This window comes from Corallococcus sp. M7 (assembly GCF_054512695.1).
Genome location: NZ_CM137252.1, coordinates 7,486,592 through 7,512,393, shown reverse-complemented (window position 1 = coordinate 7,512,393; position 25,802 = coordinate 7,486,592). Strand labels below are relative to the sequence as shown.

The following is a 25,802-nucleotide window of genomic DNA, read 5'->3' as shown; positions in this document are numbered from 1 at the left end:
TCATGAGGCGCGCGACTCTACTGGAGGCCCGCCGTCATGGAAGCAGGACCGTAGGCCGTTGCCAGATAGAGGAACGCCGGGTTGATCCGCAGGATGCCGTCCACGTAGGCGACCGCGTACGGCGCGCCCGCCGCACGGTCCACCCGCACCGCGCCCTCCGGCTGGATGCCCCAGAGCGCCAAGAGCGTGCGCGCCACCAGCTCCGCGGCCTCGCGCTCCGACAGGCCCTGGAGGCTCTCCCGACGGTCCTCCGGCCAACGGTCGCCCGTCCGCGCGTCGAACACGAACTGGAGGCCGCTGCCCGCGTCCGGCGGCTGGAGCAGGTCCGCGCGAGGCTCGAAGCCCGGCGCCGCGACGAACTCATTGCCCTGGATGATGGGGAAGAGCGCCACGCCCTGCGCGGACTGCCCGGCCTGCTGCTCCGACTGGCGGGCGATGTCCCGGAAGAGCTCCAGGCGGACGGCCGGGGACTCGAACTCCACCACCTCTGGCGAGCTGCTCAGCGCCTGCCGCGCCGTGAGCGAGGAGCGCACGGGCGCACCCGTCCCGTCGCACGCGGTGGTGAGCAGGGACAGCGACAGGAGCAGGCCAGGGACCCAGCGACGCATCAACGGGAATATACCGATCACGCTGACGCACCACCAGCTAAACTCCGGTGCATGCGTCCAGGTGCGGAGCTGACTGTCGTCCTTCATCAGACCCGTTCACCCGACAACCTCGGTGCGGTCTGCCGGGTCATGGCGAACTTCGGTTTCGAACGTCTCGTCCTCTCGGAACCCGTGGTCCAGGACTTCAGCCTGGCGGAGAAGATGGCCGTGAAGGGCGGCCACATCCTTTCGGGCATGCGCGTCACTCCCACCCTCCAGGAGGCCCTGGAGGACTGCGTGTACGTGGTGGGCACCACGTCGCGCACCCAGGTGGAGAAGCGCACCCCGCTGACGCCGGAGGACGCGGCGCGGCGGCTGGCGGAGGAGAGCACTCGGGGCAGGGTGGCGCTCCTGTTCGGCGGCGAGCAGCGCGGGCTGTCCGACGAGGACCTCACCCACTGCCAGGATCTGCTCGTCATCCCCACGTCGGACGTGCAGCCGTCCATGAACCTGGCCCAGTCCTCCGCGGTGCTGCTGTACCTCTGCCACCGGCAGGGGCTCACCTCGGAAGAGCCCGCGCTGCATCAGGAAGAGGAGGCTGGCGCGCGGCTGGGGACGCTCAACGCGCTGAGCGGGCGCATGCGCGCGGCGATGCTGGCGGCGGACTTCCTCAACCCGCAGGCGCCGGAGCACGTGCTGCATGAGCTGGAGCGGACGTTGATGCGTGCGCGGTTGACCCAGCGTGAGGCGGAGCTTTGGCTCAACGCCTTCAAACACCTGGGCCGCGCGGTGGCGCCGGGGACCTCCCGCGGTTGAGGCGGGGGGCCGGCGCCACGCGAACAGCCGGGGGCGACTTAGGCCGCCGCGTCCTTCTTGTAGGTCTCGGCGTAGTGCTTCTCGCACAGACCGGCCTTGGGGCCGACCTTGGCGCGGCACTCCGGCTTGGAGCACACGCGGTAGCGCGTGTGGGGCAGCTCGCCCTGGCGCCACTTCTTGAAGTGGAAGAAGCAGTAGCTCTTGGCACGGTAGGGGCGCTTGCAGCCCTCCACGGTGCACGCCTTCTTGCCGCCGCCCTTGGCGGTGCGCGGCCAATGGGTGAGCTTCGTCGTCTGGGTGGCCTCGGCCATGGTACGGATTCTCCTGCGAAACGATGCTTGAAGACCCGTGACGCCACCTGTGGGTGGATCCGCCACGATGTGAAGGCGGACGGTGTATCGCCGGGTTTCGCGGAACGCAAGGAGCCTGGAGACCCGCCAGGGCCCTGAAGGCCCCATCCGTCAGGGGGCAGCCAGGCCCTCATCCGCCTTGGGAATGCCTCCGGACCGGCCGGACTGGGTGCGCGGCACGGGGGAGAGCAGCTCCTCCAGCACGGAGCGGGCCCCGGCGGCGCGCTCGCCCGGCGTGCCACCCGAGGCCAGCGTGGACGGCGGCGCCTCCACCAGGGGCAGGTCCTCCAGCTTCACCTTCAGCGTCATGGGGCGGCCCAGCCGGCGCAGGTGGAGCCGGATGCGCTGGCCCACGCCGCGCGCGGCCACCTGCCAGCGCAGCGTGTGCGCCCGCTCCACGGACAGCCGGTCCATGTTCAGGATGACGTCCCCGGTGCGCAGGCCCGCGCGGGCCGCGGGGCCGTCCTCCACCACGTCCGTCACCACCACGCCCCGGCCGCGCGGGTTCAGGTTGAACGCCTGCGCCACCTCCGGGGAGAAGTCCTGCACGCTGATGCCCATCCACCCGCGGCGCATGCGCCCGTGGGCCTTGAGCTGCGGAATCACCGTCTTCGCGATGTCGATGGGGATGGCGAACCCGATGCCCTGGCCGGACACGTTGACGGCGTTGGCCACCGCCACCACGTCGCCGTGCAGATCCAACACCGGCCCGCCGGAGTTGCCCGGGTTGATGGAGGCGTCCATCTGCAGGTAGTCGAAGTCGCCGTCGCGGCCGTTGGGCGTCACGTCCGTGCGGCCCACGTAGCTCACCACGCCCACCGTCACGGAGTGCGCCAGCCCGAACGGGTTGCCGATGACGACCACCCAGTCCGCGATGCCCACGTGGGACGCGGACGCGAGCTTCAGCACCGGCAGCTTCCGGGGGGCGTCCACCTTGAGGAGCGCGCAGTCCGTGCGCTCGTCCTCGCCCACCACCGTGGCGGGGAACTCCTCCACGTAGCCGTTGGCGCTGCGGATGGAGATGGTGACCTCCGAGGTCCCGTCCACCACGTGCGCGCTGGTGAGGATGTAGCCGTCCGGATGGATGATGAACCCGGAGCCGATGCCGCGCTGGGGCTCCTCGCCCGGAGCCACCTCCGCGAGGTCCTGGCGCGTGGTGATGGACACCACGGCCGGCATCGCCTTGCGAGCCACTTCACTGATGTTGGAGTGCTGCCGGGAGACGGCGCGGTTCTGCGACTCCAGCCACAACTTCCCGGGCGTGCGGGCCCCGGCGCTGCCCGCTGTCCCCAGCGCGCACGCCAGCACTGCCCACTTCAAGCCACTCCCGAACCGCGTCCAACCCATGGGCCCCGCCTTCCCACCACCGTCCAACCCAATGCCCCGGCGCAACCTAGGCACGGGGTGGAGAGGGCGGAAGGGGGAGGGCGGCGATCAGCAACCGGCCCCGCGGGGAGGCGTCGCCTACTTCGGCGCCTACTTCTTCTTGGCGATGATGTCGTTGATGGCCGCGCGGTCCTCGGCGGTGATGCGCTCGCGCGGGCCCGCCGCGTTCGCGGACTTCTGGGACACGGCGCCCTTCGCGCTCTCCACCGCGTCCTCCACGCCGCCCTTCACCTTGTCCAGGGTGGAGGGGTTCACCGAGCGCTTCCAGGTGCGCTCCATGTGGTCCAGCGGGGACCGGCCGCCCACGTTGCCCCGCGCCAGGAAGACGCCCAGACCCACCGCGCAGGTCGTCCAGACCAGGAACTTCAACACGCCCATGATTCACATCCTCCTACGTCGTCTTACATCGGCCCGGGGCACATGGCGAGTTTCCTGACCTGTCGCTCCACAGTCGCTGACAGGGGGCCTGGGGGCCCTTAAGGTCCGTGCGCTTGCAGCCCGAAGAACTCATCAGGGCCGCCCAGACGCGGGCGGCGGGATTGGACGTGGGGCGGGGGGACGCGGCGCTGGAGCGCGTGCGGGCCCAGGCCTCGGCGTTGTTCGCGAAACTGCCCGAGCCCCCGGTGTACCGGCGGGCGGAGGACCCGTCTCGCAAGGCGGCCCAGGCGCTGCTGCCAGAGATGGAGCGGGTGCTGGCGGAGGCCTTCGCGGTGGCGCGTGAGCCGGCGGTGTCGCCGCTGGTGGACCGGCTGGTGGCCGCCCTGCGCGCGCACGCGGAGGCGCTGGTGCACACCGCGGACGGCCGGCTGGAGGCGGCGGAGCTGGCGTGGCGCAAGGCCCAGGAACTGGAGCGCGCCGCGCACCCCACGCGCCAGATGGTGGGCCAGCCGTCCCGGCCGCCGCCGGTGTTCGACAAGGGCTCGGGCCTGTCGCGCTACGACCCGCGCAACGCGCCCCAGGCCACCGTGAAGCTGGTGTGCCCCAACACGGGCTGCAAGCGCATGGGGGACTACGCCTTCGTCCCGACACACGCCTACCACCGCTTCGTCTGCCCGGCGTGCCGCGTGCCCTTCCTGGCCTACTTCGGTGAATTGAAGGGGCTGGAGGTGGAGCACCGGCGCAGCTCCAAGCGCTACCGCTTCACGGTGGATGAGGTGGGCAGCACCGTCACCACGCGCATCGACTTCGAGGAGGCGGGCGGACAGGAGTTCCCGGCCGCGCGGCGCGACCTGCTGGCCTTCCTCTACACGGAGCAGCGGGAGCTGAAGGTCGTGGTGAACCTCACCAACGGCAAGCTGATGTGGGTGAGCCCCGCCTCGTCCTGCTTCGTGGTGACGGCGGCCTTTGGCGAGGGCGCGCCGGAGCTGGTGGCCTTCCGCGCGTTCCGCGATGACGTTCTGCGGAAGAGCCGGCTCGGCCAGGGGTTCATCGACGGGTACTATTATTGGGGCCCTCCGCTGGCGGCGTGGGTGGTGCGCCGGCCGCGGGTCCGGGCCGGGGTGCGCTGGGCCCTGACGCGGGTGCACGGCCGCCTGACACGGAAGGAACGCGGATGACACAGCAGGCTGGGACGCAAGAGACGCCGCCGCCGGGCGCGCGCGGGGACAAGGCCAAGACCGCGCTGTCGGTGGTGGCGGTGCTGGGGCTGGCGGCGCTGGCGTTCCTGGGCGTGCGCGAGGCGCAGCGGGCGCGGCTGGTGCCGGACGGGGCGTCGCCGCCGGCCTTCCAGCTGACGAAGCACGAGGGCGGCTCGCTCGCGCTGTCGGACCTGAAGGGGAGCGTGGTGATGCTCGACTTCTGGGCCACGTGGTGTCCGCCGTGCCGTGAGGAGATGCCGTCCCTGGTGAAGCTGGCCAAGGAGTACGAGTCCCAGGGGCTCGTCTTCGTGGCGGCCAGCCGGGACGAGGGCTCCACGGCGTCGCAGGAGGTGGACTACTTCCTCCAGCGCTTCCAGCCGGAGCTGCGGCCGTACGTCGTCTACGCGGATGACAACGTGGCGCGCGCGTTCCAGGTGAACGCGCTGCCCACGCTCTACTTCCTGGACAAGGACGGCAAGGTCATCGACGCGCAGCGCGGCATGCTGTCCGAGGACGGCCTGCGCCGCCGCATCGAGCGCGCGCTCAAGCGCTAGGCCTTGGGCCTCGAGCGTCAGAGCACCTGACGCACGGCCTCCTCCAGCTTCGCCCTGGGCACGGCGCCCACCACCTGCTTCACCACCTTCCCGCCCTTGAAGAACAGCAGGGTGGGCATGGCGCGGATGCCGTACTGCTCGGGCGTCCGCGGATGGTCGTCCACGTTGAGCTTGGCCATCTTCATCCGGCCCTTGTACTCGGCGGCCAGCGAGTCGATGACCGGCGCGATGACCCGGCACGGCGGGCACCAGGTGGCGGTGAAGTCCACCAGCACCGGCTCCGCCGACTCCAGCACCTCGCGTTGGAACTCCGCGTCTCCCAGCTCGATGACGTTTCCAGCCATGTGCCCCGTCCTGTTTGAAAGGGCGCGGCCCCCATGGGCATCCGCGCCTCGTGCACACGGGATGTAATCGCGGGCGGGAACGCGGACGAGCGCCCCTGGCGGGACGCATTGTTCCGCCAGGAGCCCCCTATTCCTCCTCCCACGGGAGCGCGGCGCCGCGCGTGGACAGGAGCTTCAGGAAGGCGCGCACCTTGAGGGGCAGCTGCCGGCTGCTCGGATAGACGGCGAAGATGGGCAGGCCCGGGGGCGTGTCCGCTTCCAGCACGGGGACGAGCAGCCCCGCGCGCACGTCGTCCGCCACCAGCGACGCCGCGAGCCGCACGATGCCCAGCCCCGCGCGCGCCGCCGCCTGGCCCGCGCGCTCGCTTGGCACGCGCAGCCGGCCCGTCACCGGCACGGTGCGCGCGCTCCGGCCTTCTCCGAAGAACCACACCTCGTCGGTGCCGGACTCGGCCAGCAGGATGCACTCGTGCGCCGTCAGCGCCTCGGGCGTCCGGGGCGTGCCGTGGCGGCTGAGGTAGTGCGGGCTGGCGTAGTAGCCCGTGCGCAGACGCCCGAGCCTGCGCGCCATCAGCGACGAGTCCGCGAGCGGCCCGGTGCGCAGCGCCAGGTCGTACTCCTCCGCGATGAGGTCCACGTGCGTCTGCGCGAGCGACACCTCCACGCGCAGCCGGGGCTGGTGCAGGAGCAGCTCCGCGATGACGGGCGTGAGCAGCTCGCCCAGGAGCGACAGCGTGGCGATGCGCAGCGTGCCCTGGGGCGTGCCGCGCGACTCGCTCACCGCCGCGTTCACCTCGCGGGCCTCGGCGACGAGCCGCGCGCAGTGCGCGTGGTACTCGCGGCCACCTTCCGTGAGGCGAAGCCTGCGCGTGTTTCGTTCGAGCAGCCGGATGCCCAGGCGCTCCTCCAGGGCGGCCAGTCGGCGGCTCACCGTGGACTTGCGCAGGCCCAGGCGCTCCGCCGCGGAGGTGATGCTGGCCGTCGCCACCACCTCCGCGAAGAGGACCATGTCGTCCAGCAGGGGCGGGTTCGCGGCCACGACCGCGAGCCTATGCCCCGGCTGGAACGGGCGCGAGCCCGCGGTGCGTCAGTCGTTGGCCGCGCCCGCGAGGATCCACGAGCGGACCAGGATGTTCAGGCCCGGGTGCTGATCGAAGTACTCCGGCTTGCCCGTGGGCATGCGGTCTCCGCACGCCGTGCCCTCCATCTTCCGCACCAGCGCCGAGTTGTCCGGATCACCGGGCACGACGCGCTGGAGGGTGCCGCAGGCCCTGGCGGTGACGTTGACCAGGCTCGCGTGGCTGCTCATCGGCGCCAGGCTCAGGTTGCCGGCCTTGCCGTGGCAGTTCGTGCACTGACCGGAGTTCCACAGCGACTGGACGTCCGCGGCATAGCGGGGCACCGACACGGGCAGGGTGACGGTCCGCACCACGGGCGGGTTCACGCCATCGGAGACGCTCACGTGGAAGGTGAACGCGGTCTCCGCACCCACGACGGGCGAGTACCACTGCGCGCTCTCGCCGTGGGGGCCGCCCACCCAGGTGCCCTGGGGGACGGGGTCCACCTGCGTCCACGTGTAGGTCAGCGGGTCTCCGTCAGGGTCGCTCGCGGTGATGGTCAGGGTGCCCGTCGCTCCCGCGACCAGGGCCGTGGGCGCGGAGATGGTGTCGCTCACGGTGGGCGGTTGGTTGGAGGTGGAGGCGCCATCATCACCACAGGCCATGACTCCAAGCCCGATGACCAGCAGGGTCGGCAGGATCCGTAGGGAAATGTGCATGGGGGTCCTCGGAACGCGAGTGGCCCGCCAAGCTGGAGACGGTGGCGATTCCAACCCAGTGTCCGCGGGGGTTGGCCAAAACCAGGCTGAAGCACGTTCAGGATGTTCTTGAAGGCAGTCCGTCAGAGCACGCCATGTTCCGAATCGAGTCAGAGAAAGAGTTGCTGCGAGCCTTCCGCTCCAGGGATCGCAAGCACGTCGAATTGCCCAAGGGCACCCGGCTCCCGCTCTTCGTGCGCGACTATTTTTCGTGGGTGGATCCGTACGGGGTGCGCGTCTTCCTCGTGTTCGTCGCGCCGGGGAGCACGCGGCCCACGGGCATCGCCTTCCGCAGGGATCAGCAGGGAGACCCGGCCCTGGCGCCCAAGATGTGTGACTGGTGCCGGACGTCCACCGACGCGGAGATCGGCCTGCTCACCACGGATGTGGATTCAAAGCGCCGGGTGGGGGTGAACCTCTGCCTGGACCTGCGCTGCGGTGAGCGGCTGGAGGCGCAGGCGGACCGCTCCGGTCGCAACCTCCTGGACGACAACGCGCAGTTGATTGAACGCATGGCGCGCTTCGCGAGCGAAGCGTTGGGGTATGCGCCCGGCGCGGATGCGTAGGTTCGAGTGCCTGCCGCCCTGACAGGCCGCCAGGGCAGGGGGTGTGCGGCCAGGAACTGGAGGGCGCGCTAGATTATCCAGCCACCCATGTTCCTCATCGAGACCGAGAAAGAGTTCCTGGACGCGTTCCGCCCCCGGGACCGCAAGTTCGTCGAGCTGCCGAAGGACACCCGGTTCCCGCTCTTCGTCCGGGACTACCTGGCGTGGGTCGACCCCTACGGCGTGCGCGTCTTCCTGGTGTTCACCGCCCCTGGCAGCAAGCGGCCCACGGGCATCGCCTTCCGGCGCGACCAGCAGGGGGACCCGGCGTCGCCCCATATGTGCGAGTGGTGCCACACCTCCACCGGGGCGGACGTGGGGCTGCTCACCACGGATGCCAACTCGAAGCGCAGGGTGGGCACGAACCTCTGCCTGGACCTGCGCTGCGGCGAGCGGCTGGAGGCCGTGACGAACCGCGCGGGGCAGAGCGTCCTGGACAGCAACAAGAAGCTCGTCGAGCGCATGGCCCGCTTCGCCAAAGAGGCCCTGGGCATCGACGGCAACCCGGACGCCTGAGGACACGCGGGACGGCCCGTGAGCCGGGCCGTCCCAACGAAGCGCGCTACTTCTTGCCGGGCGGCGTGCCCGCTCCAGGCGCGGGCGTCGCGGGAGGCGCACCCGGTCCGGGCACCGGCTCGGTGCCGGGCGGCGGCGGCTGGCCGTGGGGGACGATGGTCTCCTTCGGGCCGGTCTCGAGCTCCGACTTCACCAGCTTGAAGTCCACGCGCCGGTTCTTCGCACGGCCGAGCGCCGTGTCGTTGGTGGCGATGGGCCGGTCGAACCCGAAGCCCTGCGACGTGAGGCGCTTGCGGTCGATGCCCTTCTTCGTCAGGTACTCGAGCACCGACTTCGCGCGGCGGTTGGACAGGTCCATGTTGAGCGCGCGCGAACCCTTGTTGTCCGTGTGCCCTTCAATCTGCACGGGGCCCAGCGTCGGGTTCTTGGCGAGCACCGTCGCCACCTCGTCGAGCAGCGGGTACGACTGCTTCTGGATGACCGCGGATCCGGTCTCGAAGAGGATGTTGCCCTTGATGCGGATGCGGTCCGACTCCACCACCACGTAGGGCGGAGCGTCGTACGGGCAGCCGTTGTTCTCCGGCGGGCCGGCCACGTCGGGGCAGTCGTCCTCTCCGTCCGGAATCTCGTCGAAGTCCGTGTCCGGGCAGCCGTCGAAGTCCTTCAGGCCGGGCACCGTGACGCACTTGTCCAGCGGGTCCATCACGCCGTCGCCGTCGGTGTCCTTGTCCGGCTCCACCGGGCAGCCCTTGCTCTCCTTCGGGCCGGGCTTGCTGGGGCACATGTCGTCGCCGTCCGCCACGCCGTCGCCGTCGTTGTCCGGATCCGGGCAGCCGTCGAAGTCCTCGAAGTCGTCCTTGTCCTCGGGCTGCGTGGGGCAGCGGTCGCGCACGTCGGGCACGCCGTCGCCGTCGGAGTCCGGGCCCTCGTCCTTGAAGGTCTTGTCGTAGCGCAGCGCCAGCATGACCCGCAGGGCCTCACGGCCGTAGCCGGTGGTGACGTTGAGGCCGCGGCCCACGTCCAGCTCCACGCCCCAGTCGCCCCACACCTTGGCGCGGGCGCCCACCAGCAGCTCCCACGGCGACTTGAGCGAGTCCGCCTGGTCGAAGTTGAAGGGGCGCGCCAGCGGCGTGCGCAGGTGCATTTCCGCGGTGGCCTTCACCTCGCGCAGCCGGCTGATGTCCGGCAGGTCCACGATGCCGCCCGCGCCCAGCGTCAGCTCGTCGTCCACGCGCAGGTTGAGGTACTGCGCCGCGGGGCGCACCAGCACGCCCGCGTTGCCCACGACGCGCACGGGCCCCAGCCGCTTCTCCAGGGCCAGGCGCGGGGCGAACACCACGCCACGCTCACCCGTGAAGCTCTGCGCGCTGCCGGTGGGCAGCCGCACCTCCGTGACGAGCGCGAGCCCCAGGGGGAAGCGGTCCGGGTTCAGGAGGCTCACGCGCGGCAGCACGCGGATGTCTCCCAGCGTGGTGCCGCTGACGCCCGCGGCGCCGGGGAAGTCCGGCTGGTTCAGCGCGTCACCCAGGAGCGAGAAGTTGTCGCCCTGGATGAGCGTGACGGGCAGGTCCACGCCCAGCTCCAACCGCTCCAGCAACTGGTAGGAGAACAGCAGGTGCGCGTCCAGCCGGTACGGCAGCAGGTTCCCCAGCTTCTCGTCACCCAGCTTGAGCGCGAGGATGCGCCAGTTGAAGTCGAAGAGCAGCGCGCCCCGGTAGCTGCCCACCGGTTCCACGGTGGCGCCTTCCAGGCCGATGCCGCTGGACTGCGCGGCCGTCGGTTTCACCGGGACGGCGTCGAAGCCTCGGGAGAAGGGGTCAGGCTGGGCGTGGGCCGCTGCCGTGGTGAGCAGCAGGCCCAGGACCGCGAGTCGCAGGGCCGCGCCGCACGCGGACCGGCTCCATGAAGGGTGGGAGTCGGGGCATTGCATCCTGAGGCTCTTAGCACCCACCTCCCCCCGCCGGAAGAAAACCCACCCCCGATGTGCGTGAGCTACAGCCTCATGCCATTTCTACAAACCCCGAGCCCTTCGGATCCGCCGCGTGTCTTGTTGCTTACGACACATTTCGCGAGGGGCCTCCGGTTTCCCGTCGCGCGTGATGCTCTGTGAGCAGCGAGAAGAAGGGCCATGAAACGGTGGCTCCTGTGGGGATGTGTCCTGGTGGCGGGCTGTGGCACCCGTGAGGCGAACGTGCGGCGCGACGCGTTGCCCGCCGCGCCCGCGAACACGGTCGTCTTCGAAGGCAGCTGTGACGCGTCCGGCGCGGTGGAGCTGGGCCACGGCCTGTTCGTGGTGGCGGACGACGAGGACAACATCCTGCGCGTCTACGATGCGCGGAAGGGCGGACGTCCGCTGCGCACGGTGGACCTGTCGCCGTCGCTCGAGTTGCCGGTGAAGAAGAAGCCGCCGGAGACCGACATCGAAGCGGGCTCGCGGCTGGGCAACCTGGCCTTCTGGCTCACGTCGCACGGCCGCAACAGCGCCGGCAAGAAGCAGCCCGCGCGCCTGCGCTTCTTCGCCACCGGCGTGGAAGACCCCGAGCACGTGCAGCTCGTCGGACAGCCGTACACGCAGCTGTTGGAGGACCTGCTCGCGGACGCCCGGCTCGCGCCGTACGGGCTCGCGCAGGCGGAGCCGCTGCCGCCGAAGGAGCAGGGGGGCCTCAACATCGAAGGCATGACGGCGATGCTGGACGCGCCCGGGATGCTGATTGGCTTCCGGAGCCCGCTGACGCAAGGCAAGGCGCTGGTGGTGCCGCTCCTGAACCCGGAGGCGGTGGTGCGCGATGGCGCGTCCGCGCGCTTCGGGGAGCCCCGCTTGCTGGACCTGGGCGGGCTGGGCATCCGCTCGCTGTCGTCGTGGCGGGGGCGCTACCTCCTCATGGCGGGGGCCACCGCCTCCGAGGCGAAGTCGCGCCTGTTCACCTGGAAGGGCGGGGACGACGCGCCGGTGCCGGTGACGTCGGTGGACCTGTCCGGCGTGAACCCGGAGGCGTTCTTCACGCCCGACACGTCCGAGGACATCCTGCTGCTCAGCGACGACGGCACCGTGCAGGTGGACGGTGTGGAGTGCAAGCGCCAGAAGGATCCGGCGCTCAAGCGCTTCCGCGGCGTGTGGACGGCATTGCCGGAAAGCCCCTGAGCGCCGGAAGGGGCGCGGACGTCAGCGCTCCATGAACTCCGCGGCCGGGACGATCTGGACGGCGTCCGGACGCACCGGCAGCTTCTGCTGGATGATGAGCTCATCCAGCTTGAGCAGCTCCGGCGGCTTGGGTGACGCGTAGGTGATGGGCGAAGGCGCGCCGGACTTCAGCTTCTCCGCCAGCCCCTGCGCGTCCTCCGTGACGTACACGAGCGCCAGCTTCTCCGGAGAGAGCTGCCGCTTCACGGCGGCCTGCACGGACTCCGGCGTCATCGTCGTCAGCGCGGAGCGGTAGGCGTCCAGGAAGTGGGGCGTGCCGTAGTAGAGCGAGTCGATGGCGTAGCCCAGCCGCCGCTGGTCGGTCTGCTCCCACAGGCGCGTGTAGCCCTGGAGGAAGCCGCGCACCAGGTTGAAGCGCTCCGGGGTGAGCGGCTCCTTCGACATGCGCTCCAGGAAGAACACCGCGCCGCGCGTGGCGAACACGGCGTTGGCGGGCACCACGGGGCGCAGCCAGATGGACACGTCCTGCTGGGTGCGCACCAGGTTGGTGCGGTTGAAGGTGCCGTTGCCCCGGTCCTCGATGAAGTGCTCGGCGTAGGCGTAGTCGCCGTAGTTGAGGCCTCGCTGCTCGCGAAGCTCGTTGAAGAGCACGCCGATGAACTGGCGGTGCTCGCCCAGGTTCGACAGCGCGAACGCCACCGGGAAGAAGTCCGGGTCACCCCGGCGCATTGGCGTGACGAAGCCCATGCTCACGGCGGTGGAGAGCGTGGGCTTCTGGAGGATGAGCGTGCGCCCCGCGGAGGACTTCACGGTGGGCAGCTCCACCCGCGGCGCGCCCTTGGCGGGCAGCGCGCTCAGGCGCGACGTCATCGTCTGCTGGAGGTTCGCGTCCACCGGGCCCGCGAGCCCAATCACAAGCCGGTCCTGCGTGAAGACGCGGCGCGCGTGCGCCTTCACGTCGTCCAGCGTGATGGACTGGAGCCCCTGCACGGTGCCGCCGGTGTAGTGGGCGTACGGGTGCCCCGCGTAGAGGAGCGCGTCCAGGCCCACCTTGCCGAGCGTCTCGTCGTCCTCGCTGCGCAGGCCGTTGCGCACGGCATTGAGCGCGTTGGCGCGCAGGCGCTCGAACTCCGCGGGGTCGAAGCGCGGCTGGAGCAGCGTGTCCGTGAAGAGCAGCAGGAACGAAGGCAGGAAGTCCTGGTGGACGCGGCCGGAGAGGGTGGTCATCTCCTTGTCGGTGACGACCTTGAGCTCGGCGGCCATGGGGTAGAGCGCTTCCAGGAGCTGCGCGGCGGTGAGCCGCTGCGTGCCGCCCTCCGCCATCAGCTTCGCGGTGAGGGCGGTGAGGCCCTCCTTGCCCTTCGGGTCGTCGATGGAGCCCGTGTGGAAGACGAGCCGCAGGCTGACGATGGGCGTGTCCCCCCGGGCCTGCACCACGAGGTGCATCGGCGGCGGCTCGTTCAGCGGCACCGCGGGCACGGAGCCCGGCTCGGGAGGCGGCGGCGTGGGGGTCGGCGCCGGAGGCGGTTCCTCGGGGGGCTTGTGGTGGGCGCAGGCGGCGAGCGACAGCGCGGCGGCCAGGACGAGCGACACGGTAGCGCGGGTCATCATCACGGCGTCCCTCCGGCGGCGACGGCCTTGGGGGTGAGGGTGAGGACGGTGAGGTTCTTGTCCTCGAGGTACTTCCTCGCGAACAGGGTGATCTGCTGGGGCGTCACGCTGCCCAGTTGCTTCAGATAGCTGGCGAGCGCGTCGGGGCGGCCCATCACGCCCGCGTAGAGGGCCAGGTCGATGGCCACGTCGCGCGGCGTCTCCAGGTCCATCAGCAGGCCGTAGCGCAGGTGGTCCTGGATGGCCTTCAGGCGCGCGCCGTCCACCGGGGCGCCAGCCACGGCCGTCACCTCGCGGCGCAGCACGGCGTCCACGTCGGCGCGGAACTTCTCGTCCTGCAGGGTGGCGTCGATGGGGAAGAGGTACGGGTCGCGGTGGGGCGTCGTGTAGACGTTCAGCGACTCCACATACTGCTTCTCCAGCACCAGCTCCTTGTACGCGGGGCTGGTGTCGCCCACGAGGTACTCGGCGAGGATGGTCTGGATGGCGGCGTCGGGCGTGTCCGCGCGAGCGGCGGGCGTGTGCCACGCGAGCACGTGGCGCGGCTGCGTGGGCTGCGGCCAGTCGACGTGGACGGTGCGCTGCTTCGTCTGCGCGGGCTCGGTGGGGATGATGACGCTGGTGGGCTGGCGCTGCCATCCGCCGTAGGCCTTGGTCACCTGCGCGACGACCTGCGCGTCGTTGAAGTCACCGACGATGAAGAGGGTGGTGTTGGCGGGCGTGTACCAGCGCTCGAAGAACGAGCGGCTGTACGCGTACGCCTGGGGCATGGCCTTGATGTCCTCGTAGAAGCCCAGCGTCGTGTGCTGGTACGTGTGGCGCGTGAAGGCCGTCTTGGCCAGCGCCTCTTCCAGCTTGAGGTCCGGGCCCGCGGCGTTCTTGTGGTACTCGCCCAGGACCGCGAGCGCCTCCGTCTGGAAGGCCGGCTCGGAGTACTCCAGGTTCTGGAAGCGGTCGGCCTCCAACTCGATGAGCTTCGCCAGGCCGGCGGTGGGGCCGTACACCTGGTACACGGTGATGTCGTCGGTGGTGAACGCGTTGTCGTCGAAGCCGAAGCCACCGAGGATGCGCTCGCGCTGGCCCTCCGGGTTCGCCTTCGTCCCCTTGAACATCATGTGTTCGAAGAAGTGGGCGAAGCCGGTGCGGCCGGGCTCCACCTCGTTGCGCGAGCCCACGCGCACGGCGGTGACGTACGCGACGATGCCGGGCGAGTTGAACGGCACGCGCACCACGGTGAGCCCGTTGGGCAGGCGCGTGGTGTTCAGCGTGTAGGGGAAGAAGCGGGAGGCGTCTGGAGGCTGCTGCGCGGACGCCGGGAGCACCGGCATCAGGAGCAGCAGCAGGAGGGGCAACAGGCGGCGCATGCGCGGACCCTTTCGGTGCTGGGGACGCGCGGGACGTTACGCCGGAGGTAGGCCCGGGGTGGGCGGCTTTCTGACAGCGCCTGTCACCTGCGCGCCAGAGCCATGCCTCACAGGGTGATGACGATCTTCCCGAAGTGGCCGCCGGACTCCATGTACTGGAGCGCCTCGCGGGCCTGGGCGAAGGGGAAGACGCGGTCGATGACGGGCCGGATCTTCTCCTGCGTCATGGCCTTGAGCATGTCCTCGAACATCTCGCGGCTGCCCACGTAGGTGCTGACGACGCGCAGGCGTTTGGCGCCGGTGGCCGTGGTGTCCGGCTTGCCGGGAGCACCGGTGAGCAGCCCGATGAGCGCGATGTGGCCGCCCTCCCTGGCGGCGGTGATGGAGCGGGGCAGCGTGCCCGCGCCGCCGACCTCCAGCACATGGTCCACGCCCTGGTTGCCGGTAAGGGTGAGCACCTCCTCCTCCCAGTCCGGCGTCTGGCGGTAGTTGATGAGCCCCTGCGCGCCCAGTTGTTTCGCGCGCTGGAGCTTGTCGTCCTGGCTGGAGGTGATGAGGACGCGGGCCCCGAAGAAGTGGGCGAACTGGAGGGCGAAGATGGACACGCCGCCGGTGCCCTGCGCGAGCACGGTCTGTCCGCGCTTGAGGCCGCCCTGGGGGACGAGCGCGTTCCAGGCGGTGACGGCGGCGCAGGGGAGGGTGGCGCCCTCCTCGTAGGAGAGCCAGTCCGGCAGGAGCACCAGCCCTTCGGCGTCCAGGCAGACGTACTCCGCGAGCACGCCGGGGACGCCGCCGCCGAGCGCGTGGGCGACCTTCTCCGGGGTGCGCTCGCCGTCGGTCCAGACCTGGAAGAAGGTGGGGGCGACGCGGTCGCCGGGCTTCACGCGGGTGACGCCGGAGCCCACGGCGACGACCTCGCCGGCGCCGTCGGAGCAGGGGATGAGGGGGAGCTTGAGGCCGGGGTAGGTGCCGCGGGCGATGATGAGGTCGCGGTAGTTGAGGGAGACAGCGTGGATGCGGACGAGCGCCTGGCCGGGGCCCGGTTGGGGCTGGGGCGTCTCCACGAGGGTCCAACTGGAGGAGCCGGTGGGGGTATGGAGCTCATACGCCTGCATGGATGTGACTCCGGAAGAGGGGGCTGCCTGGGGGGCAGGCAGGGGAGGAGATGATGCGGGAGCGTCCGCCAAGGCTTCAGGAGGATTGACGGAGGGCGTTCAGCGGTTAATGTAGGACGAGTGCGGAGCAGATGGGGCCGCATGACGTACATCGAACCGGGGGCGACCTGGCTTCGACGGGGGCAATGACGTTCGAGACGCGTGCCGAGCTTGTTGGGTGCTCGTAAAACTTCCGACAACAACACAAAAGCCAACGACAACGTTGAGCTCGCGCTGGCTGCCTAACTAGCAGTCTCTAGTGCGCGGTCCCCCTGCTCTCGGTCCGTGGGGTAGGGATGGGCCGTCATAATGCGGACTGGTCGCCAAGGGTGCCTGGGCCCGAGGTGACGAGATCTTTCCAGGACCGGCATCAGGTATCCCGTCCGTGGGAGCCCTGGTGACGTAGCAAATCGCGGACTACGCACGTAGGGTCGAAGAGCCGACGGCTTTCGGACGAGGGTTCGATTCCCTCCGCCTCCACAGTGAAGCCTGGCAATCCAGTACGGGTTGCCAGGCTTTTTCTTTTGCCCGGGAGCCACCGTGAGCAACGTGACGCCGTACGACGACCTCTGCCCCGTCACCTGTGGCGCTTCCGTCCGGGCGAAGCTGGATGCGCTGCCAGAGGCTGTTCGCGAACGCCTGGAGCAAGCCGTGAAGGTGGATGCAGCCGTGCGCGGCTATCCCGTACCGCGTCTGGTGGATCCAGTCGTGCCTCGCCCACAGATTCCCACCGTTGTGCGCGTGGAGGGCTGGAGCGCCAGATACGTGGTGGACTTCTTCAAGAAGACCCTGGTGATCACCAACGTGGAGCAGATTGCCGGCGACACCCCTGAGTAGAGGGTGTCCGCCTCTCCCGCACTTCGACGCGAAAAAGAGGTGAGGGGGAAAAACCGTCCCGCACGTTGCTTCGAGCGGAAATGCAGAAACGCATTTCCGGAGCCCCACGCCCATCCTGGGCGCGGAGGACTCAGCCAACGGCATGAGGGGACAAACACAATGAAGCGAGCGTCCATCGTTATTGCGGCGGTGATGATGTCGGTTGGATTCGCCAGCACGGCCCTGGCGGCCCCCATCACCGTGAATGGCTACGTCTGCGCGGCGACGTACAGCCGGCAACCCAACCTCACCTACGGCCAGGGCTACGTGGTCGTGCAGGTGAACACCGGGGCGAACTGCACAGGGAGCTTCGTCGGGCATTACTACTACCTGGGCTCGGGCGCCTCGGCCGGCGGCTACGAATACAGCGAGGCCGAGCGCCTGGGCCTGTTCGAGCGCGCCACCCAGGCTGCCACCCAGGGCACATCCGTCTCCCTGTACGTCGAAGCCGCGGGCATCGGCATCCTCAACACCACCTACCGCGGCAACTGACGGGCTATCGCGCTCCTCTGACGAATCGCCGCGCGGATTGGCAAGCAGTAGGCTCCCGCCCCACTCGAAAGGGGTTGCCGTCTCCCATTCCAACCCCTTGGGGAGAACCTTCGTGTCGGTGCTTCGACGTGCCCTGTGGCTCGCGGTGTCTGGAGTTGTCATCAATGGATGTGGTGGAGAGGTCCAGGCGCCCGTGCGGGAGCCGGACCTCTCCGTGAAGTCGGATGCGCTCTACTCCGAGAATGGAGTCCAGCTCTGGTCTCTCACGGACCCGGTCATCCCGGTCTGCTGGCTGACCCCCGGCTACGACGTGGACAAGCAGCTCATGAAGGAGTCCCTCGCGCGCACCTGGGAGTTCGAATCCCAGGTCCGATTCACCTGGACCGAGGGGTGCCCCACCACGGGCACCACGAAGTACGTCCGCCTCGAGTTGATACCGAGCGCGCCCACGGATAGCGGAGGAGGCATTGTGAGCGTGGGGATGGCGGCAGCCTTTCGCCTGCCATCGCAGGGCAGGTCGGGCTACATCGACCTGCCCGGGACCCACTTCTCGGGCCGGCTCAGCCGCCTGCAATATCTCGCCTCTCACGAACTCGGGCACGTGCTGGGCTTCAACCACGAGCAGCACCGCGACGACGCCCAGGCCCCGTGCAGCGCGAACGTGAACCTCGGTCAGGCGTACACCCGCTACGACCGAGACTCACTCATGCAGTCCATGAATGCCTGCAACAGCAATATGTCCGAGACCCTGAGCGCGTTCGACAAGGTGGGCGTGGCCAGCGTGTATGGCCCGAGGCGCTGGACCGACCAGTTCTGGACCCTGGGTGATGAGCCCCCCGGGGAGGTTCTGCGCCAGTTGGCGGACGTGGATGGGGTCGCAGGCGACGAGCTCATCTACTTCCACAGCAACGGCGTGCGCGTGGCCGCGGCGAACGCCTCGCAGCGGACCTTCCAGGTGGCCCAGGTCTGGCTGGCGGACTTCGGGACCAGCGCGGGCTGGAGCGGCACCCTGCACCCCCGCTCCGTTGGCGACGTCAACGGAGACGGCCGGGCCGACATCGTCGGCTTCGGCGAGAACGGTGTCTCGCTCTCCTACTCCACGGGCTTCAGCTTCACGCCGGGCGCATTCAGCTTCGCCGGCTTCCACCACGCCAGCCCGAACTGGCCGAGCGCCCTGGCCGCGCCGCGCATGCTCGCGGACGTCAACGGCGACGGCACCGACGACATCATCGGCTTCAGCGGCAGTGGCACCGTGGTCTCGCTGTCGCAGTGCACGGGAGCCCTGTGCACCGCGAGCACGCAGTTCGCGGCCCCCGTGCTGGCCCTGGCCGCGTTCGGCAGCTCCGCCGCGCAGGGCGGCTGGGACGGAGTGCGCCACCCCCGCCGGGTCGCCGACGTGAATGGCGACGGCAAGGCGGACATCGTGGGCTTCTCGGAGTGGGGCGTCATCGTGGCGCTGTCCACCTCCACCGCGACCACCGCCTCCTTCGCGCCGCCGGCCCTCTGGCTCGCCGACTACGGAGCGGACCCCAGCGTGGGAGGCTGGGCCACGGCGGATTACCCGCGGTACCTGGGCGACCTCAACGCGGATGGCCGCGCGGACATCATCGGGTTCGGCCATGACTACGTCTGGGTCTCGTTCTCCACCGGCACGACGTTCCTCCCGGCGCAGCGGGTCCTGAAGAACTTCACCGTCACCGGCGGAAGCTGGCAGGCCGCCTTCCCACGCTTCATCGGAGACGTGGACCACGACGGGAAGGTCGACCTGGTGGGAAGCCGCCCGCTGGGCACCCAGGTCTTCCTGGGCAAGACGTTCGATGCGAACGCCCTCGCGCCGTAGCCCCTCGGAGTCACCGGAGTGGCGCTGTCCTCGCGAGGACGCCGCTCCGGGCAACACTCGGGGGCCGCATGGCCATCGTCCTGTCGGGCGGTCGGGCTGGCGACTCCCGCACCGGGACCGACGCGCGTCACCGCGAAGGGTAGCTTCCCTGGTTCTGCCGCCGCTGCTGCTCCTGCTGGCGCTGCTGCTCTTCGTACTTCGCGTTGCCCTCCGCTTCGGCGACCCGGCTGGTCGTGAGGGCTCGCGCGCGGGATGGCAAGTTCATCGGGACGTCCATGGGGGACGTCGAGTCGTGGTCCGGGATGGGCAGACCGGTCAGGTGCTGACCCGCGGCGTCACCGCTGGCTCGACAGGGAACACCCAGACGCTGATGAAGCAGCCCCAGGTGCGGGGCGCGCCGCTCGCGGATGAGTCCTCCGCGAAATTCTCGGCCACCCTGGACCTCAGATGGCCGTCTGAATCTCGCCGTGCGCCCCGAGCGTACGGCTCTACAAGTCCGTCGATTTCTCCGCCTCGTCCGCGGTCGTGGCGGCTCCCGGCCTTCCGGCTGCGGGCAGCAGCAGCCGGCCAAGGACGAGACCGAGGACCGCTGCGATGCCGCTCGCCGACAGTACACCCAGCTTGGCCGCCGCGAGGACCTCGGGCGCGCTGAAGGCGAGCTGCGCGATGAACAGGGACATGGTGAACCCGATGCCCGCGACGACGCCGAGGACGACCAGGTCCCTTGGTTTCATGCCTCGCGGAAGCGTCCCCAACCCCAGGCGCAGAGCCAGTCCACAGGCGAGGCAGACTCCCAAGGGCTTGCCCACGACGAGGCCTACCGCGACGGCTACGGCTACACCCCATGCGCCTCCGCCCGGTGCCCCGCTGGAAACGGTGACACCCGCGTTCGCCAAGGCGAAGAGAGGCATGATGCCGAACGCGACGTAGGGGTGAAGTGCTTGAATCAGGCTCTCCGACGGCGACATGGCCTCGCGGCGTGCCGCACTGACGCGCTGGAGGGAACTGGCGAGTTCGTGTGAAGAGAGCGTGCTCGGCTCGCCTCGTGATATCTCGTCCAGCGTGCTTCGGGTGTCCTCGACGAAGCCGCTCGGGCCCAACCAGGCGCGTACGGGAGTGATGAGCCCGACGATGACGCCTGCAATCGTTGGGTGGATGCCAGCCGCGTAAACGCCCGCCCAGGTGACGAACGCCGGAACGACATAGGCCACCCGCGACCGGACGCCAAAGCGTTGCATCAAGAAGATGCCACCCAACCCGAGCACGGCAACACCCAATCCCGACATCGCTACGCCTGAGGAGTAGAAGAGGGCGATGACGATGATTGCGCCCAGGTCATCAATGACGGCGAGCGCGAGCAGGAGTACCCGGAGCGCCGCGGGGACGCGTTTGCCCAGTAACGTGAGGATACCGACTGCGAAGGCGATGTCCGTGGCCATGGGCACGCCCCAGCCCGCACGCGCCTCGGGGGAAGTCGTGAGCAGGAGGTAGAGCCCAGCGGGCGCGACCATCCCGCCCAGCGCTGCCACCGCGGGCAATGCGGCGCGGCGCCACTCGGAGAGCTCGCCCTGGTGCACCTCGCGGCGAATCTCCATGCCCACGACGAAGAAGAAGATCGCCATCAAGCCATCGTTGACGACCCACTCAAGGCTGCGCTCGAAGGTGAAGCCGCCGAGCCTCACGCCGACAGGGGTATGCCAGAAGTGGACGTAGCCCTCGGCCCAGGGCGAATTGGCCCAGACGAGCGCGACCGCGGCCGCGATGAGTAGAAGGATTCCGCTCGCCGCTTCGATGTGAAGGAAGCGATCCAGGGGACGCCCGGCGAGCCGAGCAATTCGCAGGAATGGTTCCCAAGCCTCGGGAGGTGGTGACGAAAGAGGGCCTTGCCCCGGTGCGGAGTTCGTCGACATACGCTATCCCCGCCGGCTCACTCGCCGGCCGGGATGGCGGCCCGACCATCCTCAATCCTGCGGCGTCCATCGCCGCACCCTTGATGAAGCGCGGGCACCTTTCCACAGAACCTCCAGCACGTCGAGACATCCAGCTCGGTCCGGCAGCCAGTCGCTCGGCGAGTGAAGCGCCCTTCTTCATTGGGGGGGCTGATGGCTGACCGCTCGCCGCGAAGCGTATGGGCAAGTGCACCCGCGCCTGTGTCCTCCAGGACGGATGCTGGCATCGCGACCTGGCCGCTGTGCTCGTGATCATCCTGGACCGCACGGGACGGCCTTGAGTCCTGGCGTGTAACGCGGAGCGGTCTCGGGAGACATGCACCTGCCCTTTGTCGTACTGGCGAGGGCCAGGTCCTGTCCACGGAAGCGGCTCTCGCTCACTTCGACGCGAAAAAAAAGGTGAGGGGGAAATCCCGTCCCGCACGTTGCTTCGAGCGGAAATGCAGAAACGCTTTTCCGGAGCCCCACGCCCATCCTGGGCGCGGAGGCGTCAGCCAACGGCATGAGGGGACAAACACCATGAAGCGAGCGTCCATCGTTGTTGCGGCGGTGATGATGTCGGTCGGATTCGCCAGCACGGCCCTGGCGGCCCCCATCACCGTGAATGGCTACGTCTGCGCGGCGACGTACAGCCGGCAACCCAACCTCACCTACGGCCAGGGCTACGTGGTCGTGCAGGTGAACACCGGGGCGAACTGCACAGGGAGCTTCGTCGGGCATTACTACTACCTGGGCTCGGGCGCCTCGGCCGGCGGCTACGAATACAGCGAGGCCGAGCGCCTGGGCCTGTTCGAGCGCGCCACCCAGGCCGCCACCCAGGGCACGTCCGTCAGCCTGTACGTGGAAGCCGCGGGCATCGGCATCCTCAACACCACCTACCGCGGCAACTGACGGTGGACCGGTCATCGCGTGCCCGCCCCCACGCGGTCCGGTGGGGGCGGTTCCTCCAGGGGATGGCGCGCTGGATAATCCCGGGAAATTCAATGAGCCAGGGAAAAACTCCCACTGCGTATAGGGGGGCGCCGGGTCTGGGCTGCGGCCCGGCCGTCAATCCATTGCATGCCTCCCGGGACCGTCATGTCATTGCGCCGTCTGTCGTTGTTGCTCGTTCCCTCCTGCGCGGCCTGGCTGGGCTGCGCGGAAGCAGGGCCTCCCTCGGATGAGGTGAAGGGTCCGGACGTCGTGTGGAGCGACCCCCGCGAGGGCACCGCGACGGTCGCCGACGAGGACCTGCTGCCGGGCTGTGGCGAACCTGACGCGGGGCCGGTGGAGCCGGACGCGGGCGTACCCGACACCGCCGTGCTGGTGACAGCCGACTCCCGATTCCATGCGAGCACCGGCGTGACGGTGGTTCCCCAGGACCTGTCCACCCGCGACCTGGAGCTCCTCGTGCCCGACCCGAGCGGGGTGGGCTTCGACCGGCGCTCGGGCACGCCCGTGCCGGGTGGCATGCGCTTCGAGAACATCCCGGACGGGGAGTTCTTCGTCCGCTCCAACCATCTCTACTACCTGACCCGGGAGCGGCGCTTCGACCTGGGCGTCAACCGCGTGGGGCGTCCGGACGCCGTCTATTCGCCGGTCACCTACACGCCCGTGACGGCGGACCTGTCCCAGATGGACCCCTGGCAGGACTATGAGTCCATCAGCTCGCCGGGCACGGTCCTCCAGGTGGTCAGCGGCGACGTGGACCTGGCCGCGTCGCTCGACTTCTCGGCGTGGCCCTCGACCGGCACCACGTCCCATCAAGACCCGGACGCCTTCCTGACGGGCTTCACCGGCTACCCGCTGCCCGTCCTGGACCCGGCGAAGGGCGACCGGGTGTACGTCAACCAGCTCAACGCCGTGCCGTCGGGGACGCTGCCGAGCGGCGCGCCCATGGCCTACACCACGGTGACGAGCAGCCAGCACCTGCCGTCCTTCGCGTTCACGCCGGATGGCACCACGCCCCTGTCGCTGACGAGCAGCCTGCAGCCCACGCCCCGGAGCGAGTTCTCCATGGAGTGGCGTCTGTCTGAGTTCACCCGCTGGCGCGCGGACGTGAACCCGGACTCGACGCTCAGCCTGCCCATCCTCCAGGTGCTGCCCGTGCCGCACGGCCTGGCGGATGGCTGGGTGGGCTACCAGGGAGAGCTGCTCAACCTGACCCTGCCGCGCGGCGAGGACGGCGTCATCACCCGCCGGATGGCCTTCGGCAATCCCTATCCCGCCTCCTGGGGCGTGCTGGGCTACGCGACCTATACGTTCCGCGCGGGGGCCCCGGTCGTCGTGGGGTCCAGGGGGCACTACCCCACGGGCTCCATCACCGTCGTCGACCGGTTGGAGCACTTCATCGCGGGGCCCATCGTGCCGAAGATCTCACCGCCGCGTGAGGTGCGCATCGACGGCGTGGATGCCTATGTGTCGCGTTCGGTCGGCACCACCCAGCCGGTGGTGAGCTGGAAGCCGCCAGTCCTGGGCACGCCCAAGGCCTACAGTGTGACGCTCACCAGGCTCACCGACAGCTTCGTCACGCCGCCCGCGAAGCGCTTCTACGTGCCCGGCGACAGGACGTACCTGCGCCTGCCGCCCGACGCGCTGGAGCCCGCCTCCACGTACTTCCTGCGCGTGACGGCGGATGGCTCGCCGGGCTTCGAGCCCTGGCGTGCGCCCTCCATCAGCCTGGAGCGGCTGCCCGGCTCCAGCGCGTCCACGTTCAGCGCCGCGTTCACCACGCCGTAGCCGGGCAGCCGTCCGGGGGCCGAGGCTTTTCATCGCTCGGCCTGTATCGTGACGGCATGAACTCGACACGCGAGCGCCGCTCGGAACGGGTGGAGCTCGGTACGGGCCGCTCACTGGAGACCTTCACCCTGTGGCGGCTGAACCAAGCCCGCTTCTGGCTGACGTTCTTGAAGATCTTCGGTTCGATGATCCTGGTGTGCTCGGTGGGGTTCGGATTCTTGCAAGGCTGGCCAGGGTTCAGCTTCGGGGCCTTCGGGAGCGGGCTGTTCCTGTCCAGCCTCTTTTTCGGCATGTTCGGAGTCCTCTTCCTGGTCTTGAAGGTGGATGCTCGCGGTTCGACCTACTGCAAGGACCCCGTCATGCAGCTGGAGCCGTCCGGACACGACGTGACCGCGCGAGCTGTATCCGGTGCGCTCCTGGGCAGGGTCTCCAGTGGCAGCCTGCGCGTGGTGCGCGTGAACGTGATGCAGGGCAAGCGAGGCCTGATGGGCGCGCTGCGGGTGGATCATGCGAAGGGGTCGGTCTGGCTGAGCCCCTACCAGTGGATGGGTGCGTGGCCGGGACTGAGGTCCGAGTCCTTCTACGAACCCATCCATTTCGTCGAGGATCCGCTCATCGACGCGTTATTGCCGCTCGCGGAGTAGCGTGGCTGGTTTCCAGGACCCCCGCGCGTCACCGCGAGGGATAGCTCTCCTGGTTCTGCCGCCGCTGCTGCTCCTGCTGGCGCTGGTGCTCTTCATACTTCGCATTGCCCTCCGCTTCGGCGGCCCGGCTCTTCGCCAGGGCCTCGGAGGCGTCACGCGCGACGATGGGCGCGAGCTCTCCCAGCCCCGCGACGAGGACGGGGAAGGGCACCGCTTGCGTGTCCACCAGGATGGACCAGTCGTCCTTCACCGATGAGCGCTCCGCCTTGAACGAGAGCGCGTCATGCGACCACCCCTCGGGGAGCACCACCTTCGCGCTCCAGATAGACGCACCGCAGGACGTGATGAAGACGTTTCGCCGGTGCATCTGCCGGTGATGGGACCTGCTCCACTGGTTGTATTCGATGCGACACGCATCGACCGGGCGTAGTTGGGCCTGCACCGAAGCAAGCGCCTCCAGGCCTCCGACGTCGGTCTTGCTCGCGCCGCCGCCGAGCAGCTTCAACGCCGCGAAGATGCCACCGCCCATCGCCAGCACCATGACGCCGAGAAGGAGGAGGATCCTGGCCCCGCCTGACTTCGAAGCAGTTTTCGCACTCATGGTGCGGCATCCTAGCAGTCCGTGCCCACGCGCTACTGGTGCAGGATGGCGGCCGATGAGCGCGACCCATGCCTGGACCGAAGAGCTTCGACGCACCCTGAAGGCGCGGAGTGACCCTCGTCTCGCCGAGGCGACGCGCCGCTACTTCCCCACGGACATTCGAGCCCTTGGGGTCCCCAACGCGGAGGTGCGGCGCATCGCCGATGCGTTCAGCAAGGAGCGGGGCCTTTCGCCCGAGGACCGTCTGGCGGTGACCGAGGAGTTGCTTGCCCATGCGACCCACCACGAGGAGGTGCTGCTGGGGTTCGCCATGATCCGCAAGGCGGTGGGGCGCTCGTTCAACGAGTCGCTGCTGGACCGCTTCCGGTACTGGTTGGAGCACTCCGTCTGGAACTGGGCCCAGTGCGACGACCTGTGTCTGACGGTGATGTACCCGTTCTTCCTCACCCGGACGCCCGCGCTCACCCGGATCCAGCACTGGACCGGATCCCGTTCCCCCTGGTGTCGGAGGGCGGCGAACGTCGCGCTCGTGAAGTTCGTGAGCCGCGGGATTCGATCATCCACATACATGCTGCCCCGCGAGGTGATTCTCGGAAACGCACACCGATTGCTTTTGGATCCAGAACCGTATGTGCAGAAGAGCGTGGGGTGGCTGCTGAAGGTGGCGGCGGACCACCACCGGGAGGCGGTGGTGGCGTTCATCCAGGAGAACATCTCCGGGATGCAGCGGGACACCCTGCGCTATGCCATTGAACGGCTGGATCCGGAGCAAAGAAAGGCGCTGCTGGCGCTGGAGTACAAGACGTCGGTGATGAAGTGAAAGAGCCTGGCAATCCAATATGGGTTGCCAGGCTCTTTCT

At 69.3% G+C, this 25,802-nt stretch carries 27 protein-coding genes and 1 other RNA gene; 14 read left to right on the top strand and 14 right to left on the bottom strand.

Translation table 11 applies throughout. The annotated features are described in order from the left end of the window. Positions 1–17: 17 nt before the first annotated feature. Positions 18–608 carry a hypothetical protein gene (locus tag ACX114_RS30000; RefSeq protein ID WP_206790660.1) on the bottom strand — a complete coding sequence of 197 codons (591 nt, stop codon included), beginning with the start codon at positions 606–608 and terminating at the stop codon, positions 18–20. 51 nt (positions 609–659) lie between these two features. On the opposite strand from ACX114_RS30000, the gene ACX114_RS29995 reads away from it, so the two are divergent. Continuing rightward, on the top strand, positions 660–1,403 hold the full coding sequence (locus tag ACX114_RS29995) for an RNA methyltransferase (protein ID WP_459290173.1): 744 nt from the start codon (positions 660–662) through the stop codon (positions 1,401–1,403). Between the two features lie 38 nt (positions 1,404–1,441). Here the strand turns inward: ACX114_RS29995 and ACX114_RS29990 are convergent, their stop codons facing one another. The 3 genes from ACX114_RS29990 to ACX114_RS29980 form a co-directional block, all read right to left on the bottom strand. Continuing rightward, entirely contained in the window at positions 1,442–1,714 is a 273-nt protein-coding gene (locus ACX114_RS29990; RefSeq protein ID WP_459290172.1) for a vegetative protein, read from the bottom strand. A 150-nt stretch (positions 1,715–1,864) separates the two neighbouring features. Beyond that, the gene (locus tag ACX114_RS29985) at positions 1,865–3,100 is read right to left on the bottom strand and encodes a S1C family serine protease (RefSeq protein WP_459290171.1); all 1,236 of its coding nucleotides are present in this window, start codon (positions 3,098–3,100) and stop codon (positions 1,865–1,867) included. Between the two features lie 129 nt (positions 3,101–3,229). Then, on the bottom strand, positions 3,230–3,517 hold the full coding sequence (locus ACX114_RS29980; RefSeq protein WP_206790668.1) for a hypothetical protein: 288 nt from the start codon (positions 3,515–3,517) through the stop codon (positions 3,230–3,232). A 113-nt stretch (positions 3,518–3,630) separates the two neighbouring features. Here ACX114_RS29980 and ACX114_RS29975 point away from each other — a divergent pair, with 113 nt between their 5' ends. Then, positions 3,631–4,695 (top strand): CFI-box-CTERM domain-containing protein, encoded by a 1,065-nt coding sequence (locus ACX114_RS29975; RefSeq protein ID WP_459290169.1) that lies wholly within the window; start codon positions 3,631–3,633, stop codon positions 4,693–4,695. After that, positions 4,692–5,270 (top strand): TlpA family protein disulfide reductase, encoded by a 579-nt coding sequence (locus ACX114_RS29970; protein WP_459290168.1) that lies wholly within the window; start codon positions 4,692–4,694, stop codon positions 5,268–5,270. Before ACX114_RS29975 ends, ACX114_RS29970 begins: the two co-directional genes overlap by 4 nt. 17 nt (positions 5,271–5,287) lie before the next feature. On the opposite strand, the gene trxA is transcribed toward ACX114_RS29970, so the two are convergent. The 3 genes from trxA to ACX114_RS29955 all read right to left on the bottom strand — a co-directional run bounded on the left by trxA (position 5,288) and on the right by ACX114_RS29955 (position 7,391). After that, positions 5,288–5,614, bottom strand: coding sequence for a thioredoxin (gene trxA, locus ACX114_RS29965; protein WP_459290166.1), 327 nt, complete (start codon positions 5,612–5,614; stop codon positions 5,288–5,290). Positions 5,615–5,741: 127 nt separating this feature from the next. Continuing rightward, the gene (locus tag ACX114_RS29960; RefSeq protein ID WP_459290165.1) at positions 5,742–6,653 is read right to left on the bottom strand and encodes a LysR family transcriptional regulator; all 912 of its coding nucleotides are present in this window, start codon (positions 6,651–6,653) and stop codon (positions 5,742–5,744) included. A 48-nt stretch (positions 6,654–6,701) separates the two neighbouring features. Then, positions 6,702–7,391: an Ig-like domain-containing protein gene (locus tag ACX114_RS29955; RefSeq protein WP_459290163.1), complete on the bottom strand. Its 690-nt coding sequence runs from the start codon at positions 7,389–7,391 to the stop codon at positions 6,702–6,704. Positions 7,392–7,525: 134 nt separating this feature from the next. On the opposite strand from ACX114_RS29955, the gene ACX114_RS29950 reads away from it, so the two are divergent. Continuing rightward, entirely contained in the window at positions 7,526–7,996 is a 471-nt protein-coding gene (locus ACX114_RS29950) for an FBP domain-containing protein (RefSeq protein WP_459290161.1), read from the top strand. An 87-nt stretch (positions 7,997–8,083) separates the two neighbouring features. Continuing rightward, the gene (locus ACX114_RS29945) at positions 8,084–8,551 is read left to right on the top strand and encodes an FBP domain-containing protein (protein WP_459290159.1); all 468 of its coding nucleotides are present in this window, start codon (positions 8,084–8,086) and stop codon (positions 8,549–8,551) included. A gap of 46 nt (positions 8,552–8,597) precedes the next feature. Here the strand turns inward: ACX114_RS29945 and ACX114_RS29940 are convergent, their stop codons facing one another. Next, entirely contained in the window at positions 8,598–10,481 is a 1,884-nt protein-coding gene (locus ACX114_RS29940; protein WP_459290157.1) for an OmpA family protein, read from the bottom strand. 198 nt (positions 10,482–10,679) lie between these two features. Here ACX114_RS29940 and ACX114_RS29935 point away from each other — a divergent pair, with 198 nt between their 5' ends. Next, positions 10,680–11,693, top strand: coding sequence for a DUF3616 domain-containing protein (locus ACX114_RS29935; protein ID WP_459290155.1), 1,014 nt, complete (start codon positions 10,680–10,682; stop codon positions 11,691–11,693). Between the two features lie 21 nt (positions 11,694–11,714). Here ACX114_RS29935 and ACX114_RS29930 read toward each other — a convergent pair whose 3' ends face one another. The 3 genes from ACX114_RS29930 to ACX114_RS29920 all read right to left on the bottom strand — a co-directional run bounded on the left by ACX114_RS29930 (position 11,715) and on the right by ACX114_RS29920 (position 15,783). After that, complete coding sequence (locus tag ACX114_RS29930) at positions 11,715–13,304, bottom strand: M16 family metallopeptidase (RefSeq protein ID WP_459290153.1); 1,590 nt, start codon at positions 13,302–13,304, stop codon at positions 11,715–11,717. Further along, a complete protein-coding gene (locus ACX114_RS29925; RefSeq protein WP_459290151.1) occupies positions 13,304–14,668 on the bottom strand; it encodes a M16 family metallopeptidase in 1,365 nt (454 codons plus the stop codon). The genes ACX114_RS29930 and ACX114_RS29925 overlap by 1 nt, the downstream gene beginning before the upstream one ends. 107 nt (positions 14,669–14,775) lie before the next feature. Further along, complete coding sequence (locus tag ACX114_RS29920) at positions 14,776–15,783, bottom strand: zinc-dependent alcohol dehydrogenase family protein (RefSeq protein WP_459290149.1); 1,008 nt, start codon at positions 15,781–15,783, stop codon at positions 14,776–14,778. A gap of 158 nt (positions 15,784–15,941) precedes the next feature. On the opposite strand from ACX114_RS29920, the gene ssrA reads away from it, so the two are divergent. The 4 genes from ssrA (at position 15,942) to ACX114_RS29900 (ending at position 19,030) form a co-directional block, all read left to right on the top strand. Next, positions 15,942–16,305, top strand: a transfer-messenger RNA (tmRNA) gene (ssrA, locus tag ACX114_RS29915). A gap of 57 nt (positions 16,306–16,362) precedes the next feature. Then, the gene (locus tag ACX114_RS29910; protein ID WP_459290147.1) at positions 16,363–16,659 is read left to right on the top strand and encodes a hypothetical protein; all 297 of its coding nucleotides are present in this window, start codon (positions 16,363–16,365) and stop codon (positions 16,657–16,659) included. Between the two features lie 192 nt (positions 16,660–16,851). Then, positions 16,852–17,190, top strand: a complete 339-nt coding sequence (locus ACX114_RS29905) for a hypothetical protein (protein WP_459290145.1) — start codon at positions 16,852–16,854, stop codon at positions 17,188–17,190. Positions 17,191–17,302: 112 nt separating this feature from the next. Then, positions 17,303–19,030, top strand: coding sequence for an FG-GAP-like repeat-containing protein (locus tag ACX114_RS29900; RefSeq protein ID WP_459290143.1), 1,728 nt, complete (start codon positions 17,303–17,305; stop codon positions 19,028–19,030). A 127-nt stretch (positions 19,031–19,157) separates the two neighbouring features. Here the strand turns inward: ACX114_RS29900 and ACX114_RS29895 are convergent, their stop codons facing one another. Together ACX114_RS29895 and nhaA are read right to left on the bottom strand one after the other, a co-directional pair. Then, positions 19,158–19,295 carry a hypothetical protein gene (locus tag ACX114_RS29895; RefSeq protein ID WP_459290141.1) on the bottom strand — a complete coding sequence of 46 codons (138 nt, stop codon included), beginning with the start codon at positions 19,293–19,295 and terminating at the stop codon, positions 19,158–19,160. A gap of 223 nt (positions 19,296–19,518) precedes the next feature. Continuing rightward, positions 19,519–20,940 (bottom strand): Na+/H+ antiporter NhaA, encoded by a 1,422-nt coding sequence (nhaA, locus tag ACX114_RS29890; RefSeq protein ID WP_459290139.1) that lies wholly within the window; start codon positions 20,938–20,940, stop codon positions 19,519–19,521. Positions 20,941–21,498: 558 nt separating this feature from the next. Here nhaA and ACX114_RS29885 point away from each other — a divergent pair. The 3 genes from ACX114_RS29885 (at position 21,499) to ACX114_RS29875 (ending at position 24,341) form a co-directional block, all read left to right on the top strand. Then, complete coding sequence (locus ACX114_RS29885; protein WP_459290137.1) at positions 21,499–21,870, top strand: hypothetical protein; 372 nt, start codon at positions 21,499–21,501, stop codon at positions 21,868–21,870. A 186-nt stretch (positions 21,871–22,056) separates the two neighbouring features. After that, positions 22,057–23,697 carry a hypothetical protein gene (locus ACX114_RS29880; protein WP_459290136.1) on the top strand — a complete coding sequence of 547 codons (1,641 nt, stop codon included), beginning with the start codon at positions 22,057–22,059 and terminating at the stop codon, positions 23,695–23,697. A gap of 56 nt (positions 23,698–23,753) precedes the next feature. Beyond that, a complete protein-coding gene (locus ACX114_RS29875; RefSeq protein WP_459290134.1) occupies positions 23,754–24,341 on the top strand; it encodes a hypothetical protein in 588 nt (195 codons plus the stop codon). A gap of 28 nt (positions 24,342–24,369) precedes the next feature. Here ACX114_RS29875 and ACX114_RS29870 read toward each other — a convergent pair whose 3' ends face one another. Beyond that, on the bottom strand, positions 24,370–24,942 hold the full coding sequence (locus ACX114_RS29870; RefSeq protein WP_459290133.1) for a hypothetical protein: 573 nt from the start codon (positions 24,940–24,942) through the stop codon (positions 24,370–24,372). A 55-nt stretch (positions 24,943–24,997) separates the two neighbouring features. Here ACX114_RS29870 and ACX114_RS29865 point away from each other — a divergent pair, with 55 nt between their 5' ends. Continuing rightward, a complete protein-coding gene (locus ACX114_RS29865; protein WP_459290131.1) occupies positions 24,998–25,762 on the top strand; it encodes a DNA alkylation repair protein in 765 nt (254 codons plus the stop codon). Positions 25,763–25,802: the final 40 nt, after the last annotated feature.

Excerpts from the sequence above, each read along its gene's own strand:
- ACX114_RS30000 (WP_206790660.1), bottom strand. The coding sequence starts at position 608 with ATGCGTCGCTGGGTCCCTGGCCTGCTCCTGTCGCTGTCCCTGCTCACC.
- ACX114_RS29995 (WP_459290173.1), top strand. The coding sequence starts at position 660 with ATGCGTCCAGGTGCGGAGCTGACTGTCGTCCTTCATCAGACCCGTTCA.
- ACX114_RS29990 (WP_459290172.1), bottom strand. The coding sequence starts at position 1,714 with ATGGCCGAGGCCACCCAGACGACGAAGCTCACCCATTGGCCGCGCACC.
- ACX114_RS29985 (WP_459290171.1), bottom strand. The coding sequence starts at position 3,100 with ATGGGTTGGACGCGGTTCGGGAGTGGCTTGAAGTGGGCAGTGCTGGCG.
- ACX114_RS29980 (WP_206790668.1), bottom strand. The coding sequence starts at position 3,517 with ATGGGCGTGTTGAAGTTCCTGGTCTGGACGACCTGCGCGGTGGGTCTG.
- ACX114_RS29970 (WP_459290168.1), top strand. The coding sequence starts at position 4,692 with ATGACACAGCAGGCTGGGACGCAAGAGACGCCGCCGCCGGGCGCGCGC.
- trxA (WP_459290166.1), bottom strand. The coding sequence starts at position 5,614 with ATGGCTGGAAACGTCATCGAGCTGGGAGACGCGGAGTTCCAACGCGAG.
- ACX114_RS29955 (WP_459290163.1), bottom strand. The coding sequence starts at position 7,391 with ATGCACATTTCCCTACGGATCCTGCCGACCCTGCTGGTCATCGGGCTT.
- ACX114_RS29950 (WP_459290161.1), top strand. The coding sequence starts at position 7,526 with ATGTTCCGAATCGAGTCAGAGAAAGAGTTGCTGCGAGCCTTCCGCTCC.
- ACX114_RS29945 (WP_459290159.1), top strand. The coding sequence starts at position 8,084 with ATGTTCCTCATCGAGACCGAGAAAGAGTTCCTGGACGCGTTCCGCCCC.
- ACX114_RS29940 (WP_459290157.1), bottom strand. The coding sequence starts at position 10,481 with ATGCAATGCCCCGACTCCCACCCTTCATGGAGCCGGTCCGCGTGCGGC.
- ACX114_RS29935 (WP_459290155.1), top strand. The coding sequence starts at position 10,680 with ATGAAACGGTGGCTCCTGTGGGGATGTGTCCTGGTGGCGGGCTGTGGC.
- ACX114_RS29930 (WP_459290153.1), bottom strand. The coding sequence starts at position 13,304 with ATGATGACCCGCGCTACCGTGTCGCTCGTCCTGGCCGCCGCGCTGTCG.
- ACX114_RS29925 (WP_459290151.1), bottom strand. The coding sequence starts at position 14,668 with ATGCGCCGCCTGTTGCCCCTCCTGCTGCTGCTCCTGATGCCGGTGCTC.
- ACX114_RS29920 (WP_459290149.1), bottom strand. The coding sequence starts at position 15,783 with ATGCAGGCGTATGAGCTCCATACCCCCACCGGCTCCTCCAGTTGGACC.
- ACX114_RS29905 (WP_459290145.1), top strand. The coding sequence starts at position 16,852 with ATGATGTCGGTTGGATTCGCCAGCACGGCCCTGGCGGCCCCCATCACC.
- ACX114_RS29895 (WP_459290141.1), bottom strand. The coding sequence starts at position 19,295 with ATGAACTTGCCATCCCGCGCGCGAGCCCTCACGACCAGCCGGGTCGCC.
- nhaA (WP_459290139.1), bottom strand. The coding sequence starts at position 20,940 with ATGTCGACGAACTCCGCACCGGGGCAAGGCCCTCTTTCGTCACCACCT.
- ACX114_RS29885 (WP_459290137.1), top strand. The coding sequence starts at position 21,499 with ATGAAGCGAGCGTCCATCGTTGTTGCGGCGGTGATGATGTCGGTCGGA.
- ACX114_RS29880 (WP_459290136.1), top strand. The coding sequence starts at position 22,057 with ATGTCATTGCGCCGTCTGTCGTTGTTGCTCGTTCCCTCCTGCGCGGCC.
- ACX114_RS29875 (WP_459290134.1), top strand. The coding sequence starts at position 23,754 with ATGAACTCGACACGCGAGCGCCGCTCGGAACGGGTGGAGCTCGGTACG.
- ACX114_RS29870 (WP_459290133.1), bottom strand. The coding sequence starts at position 24,942 with ATGAGTGCGAAAACTGCTTCGAAGTCAGGCGGGGCCAGGATCCTCCTC.
- ACX114_RS29865 (WP_459290131.1), top strand. The coding sequence starts at position 24,998 with ATGAGCGCGACCCATGCCTGGACCGAAGAGCTTCGACGCACCCTGAAG.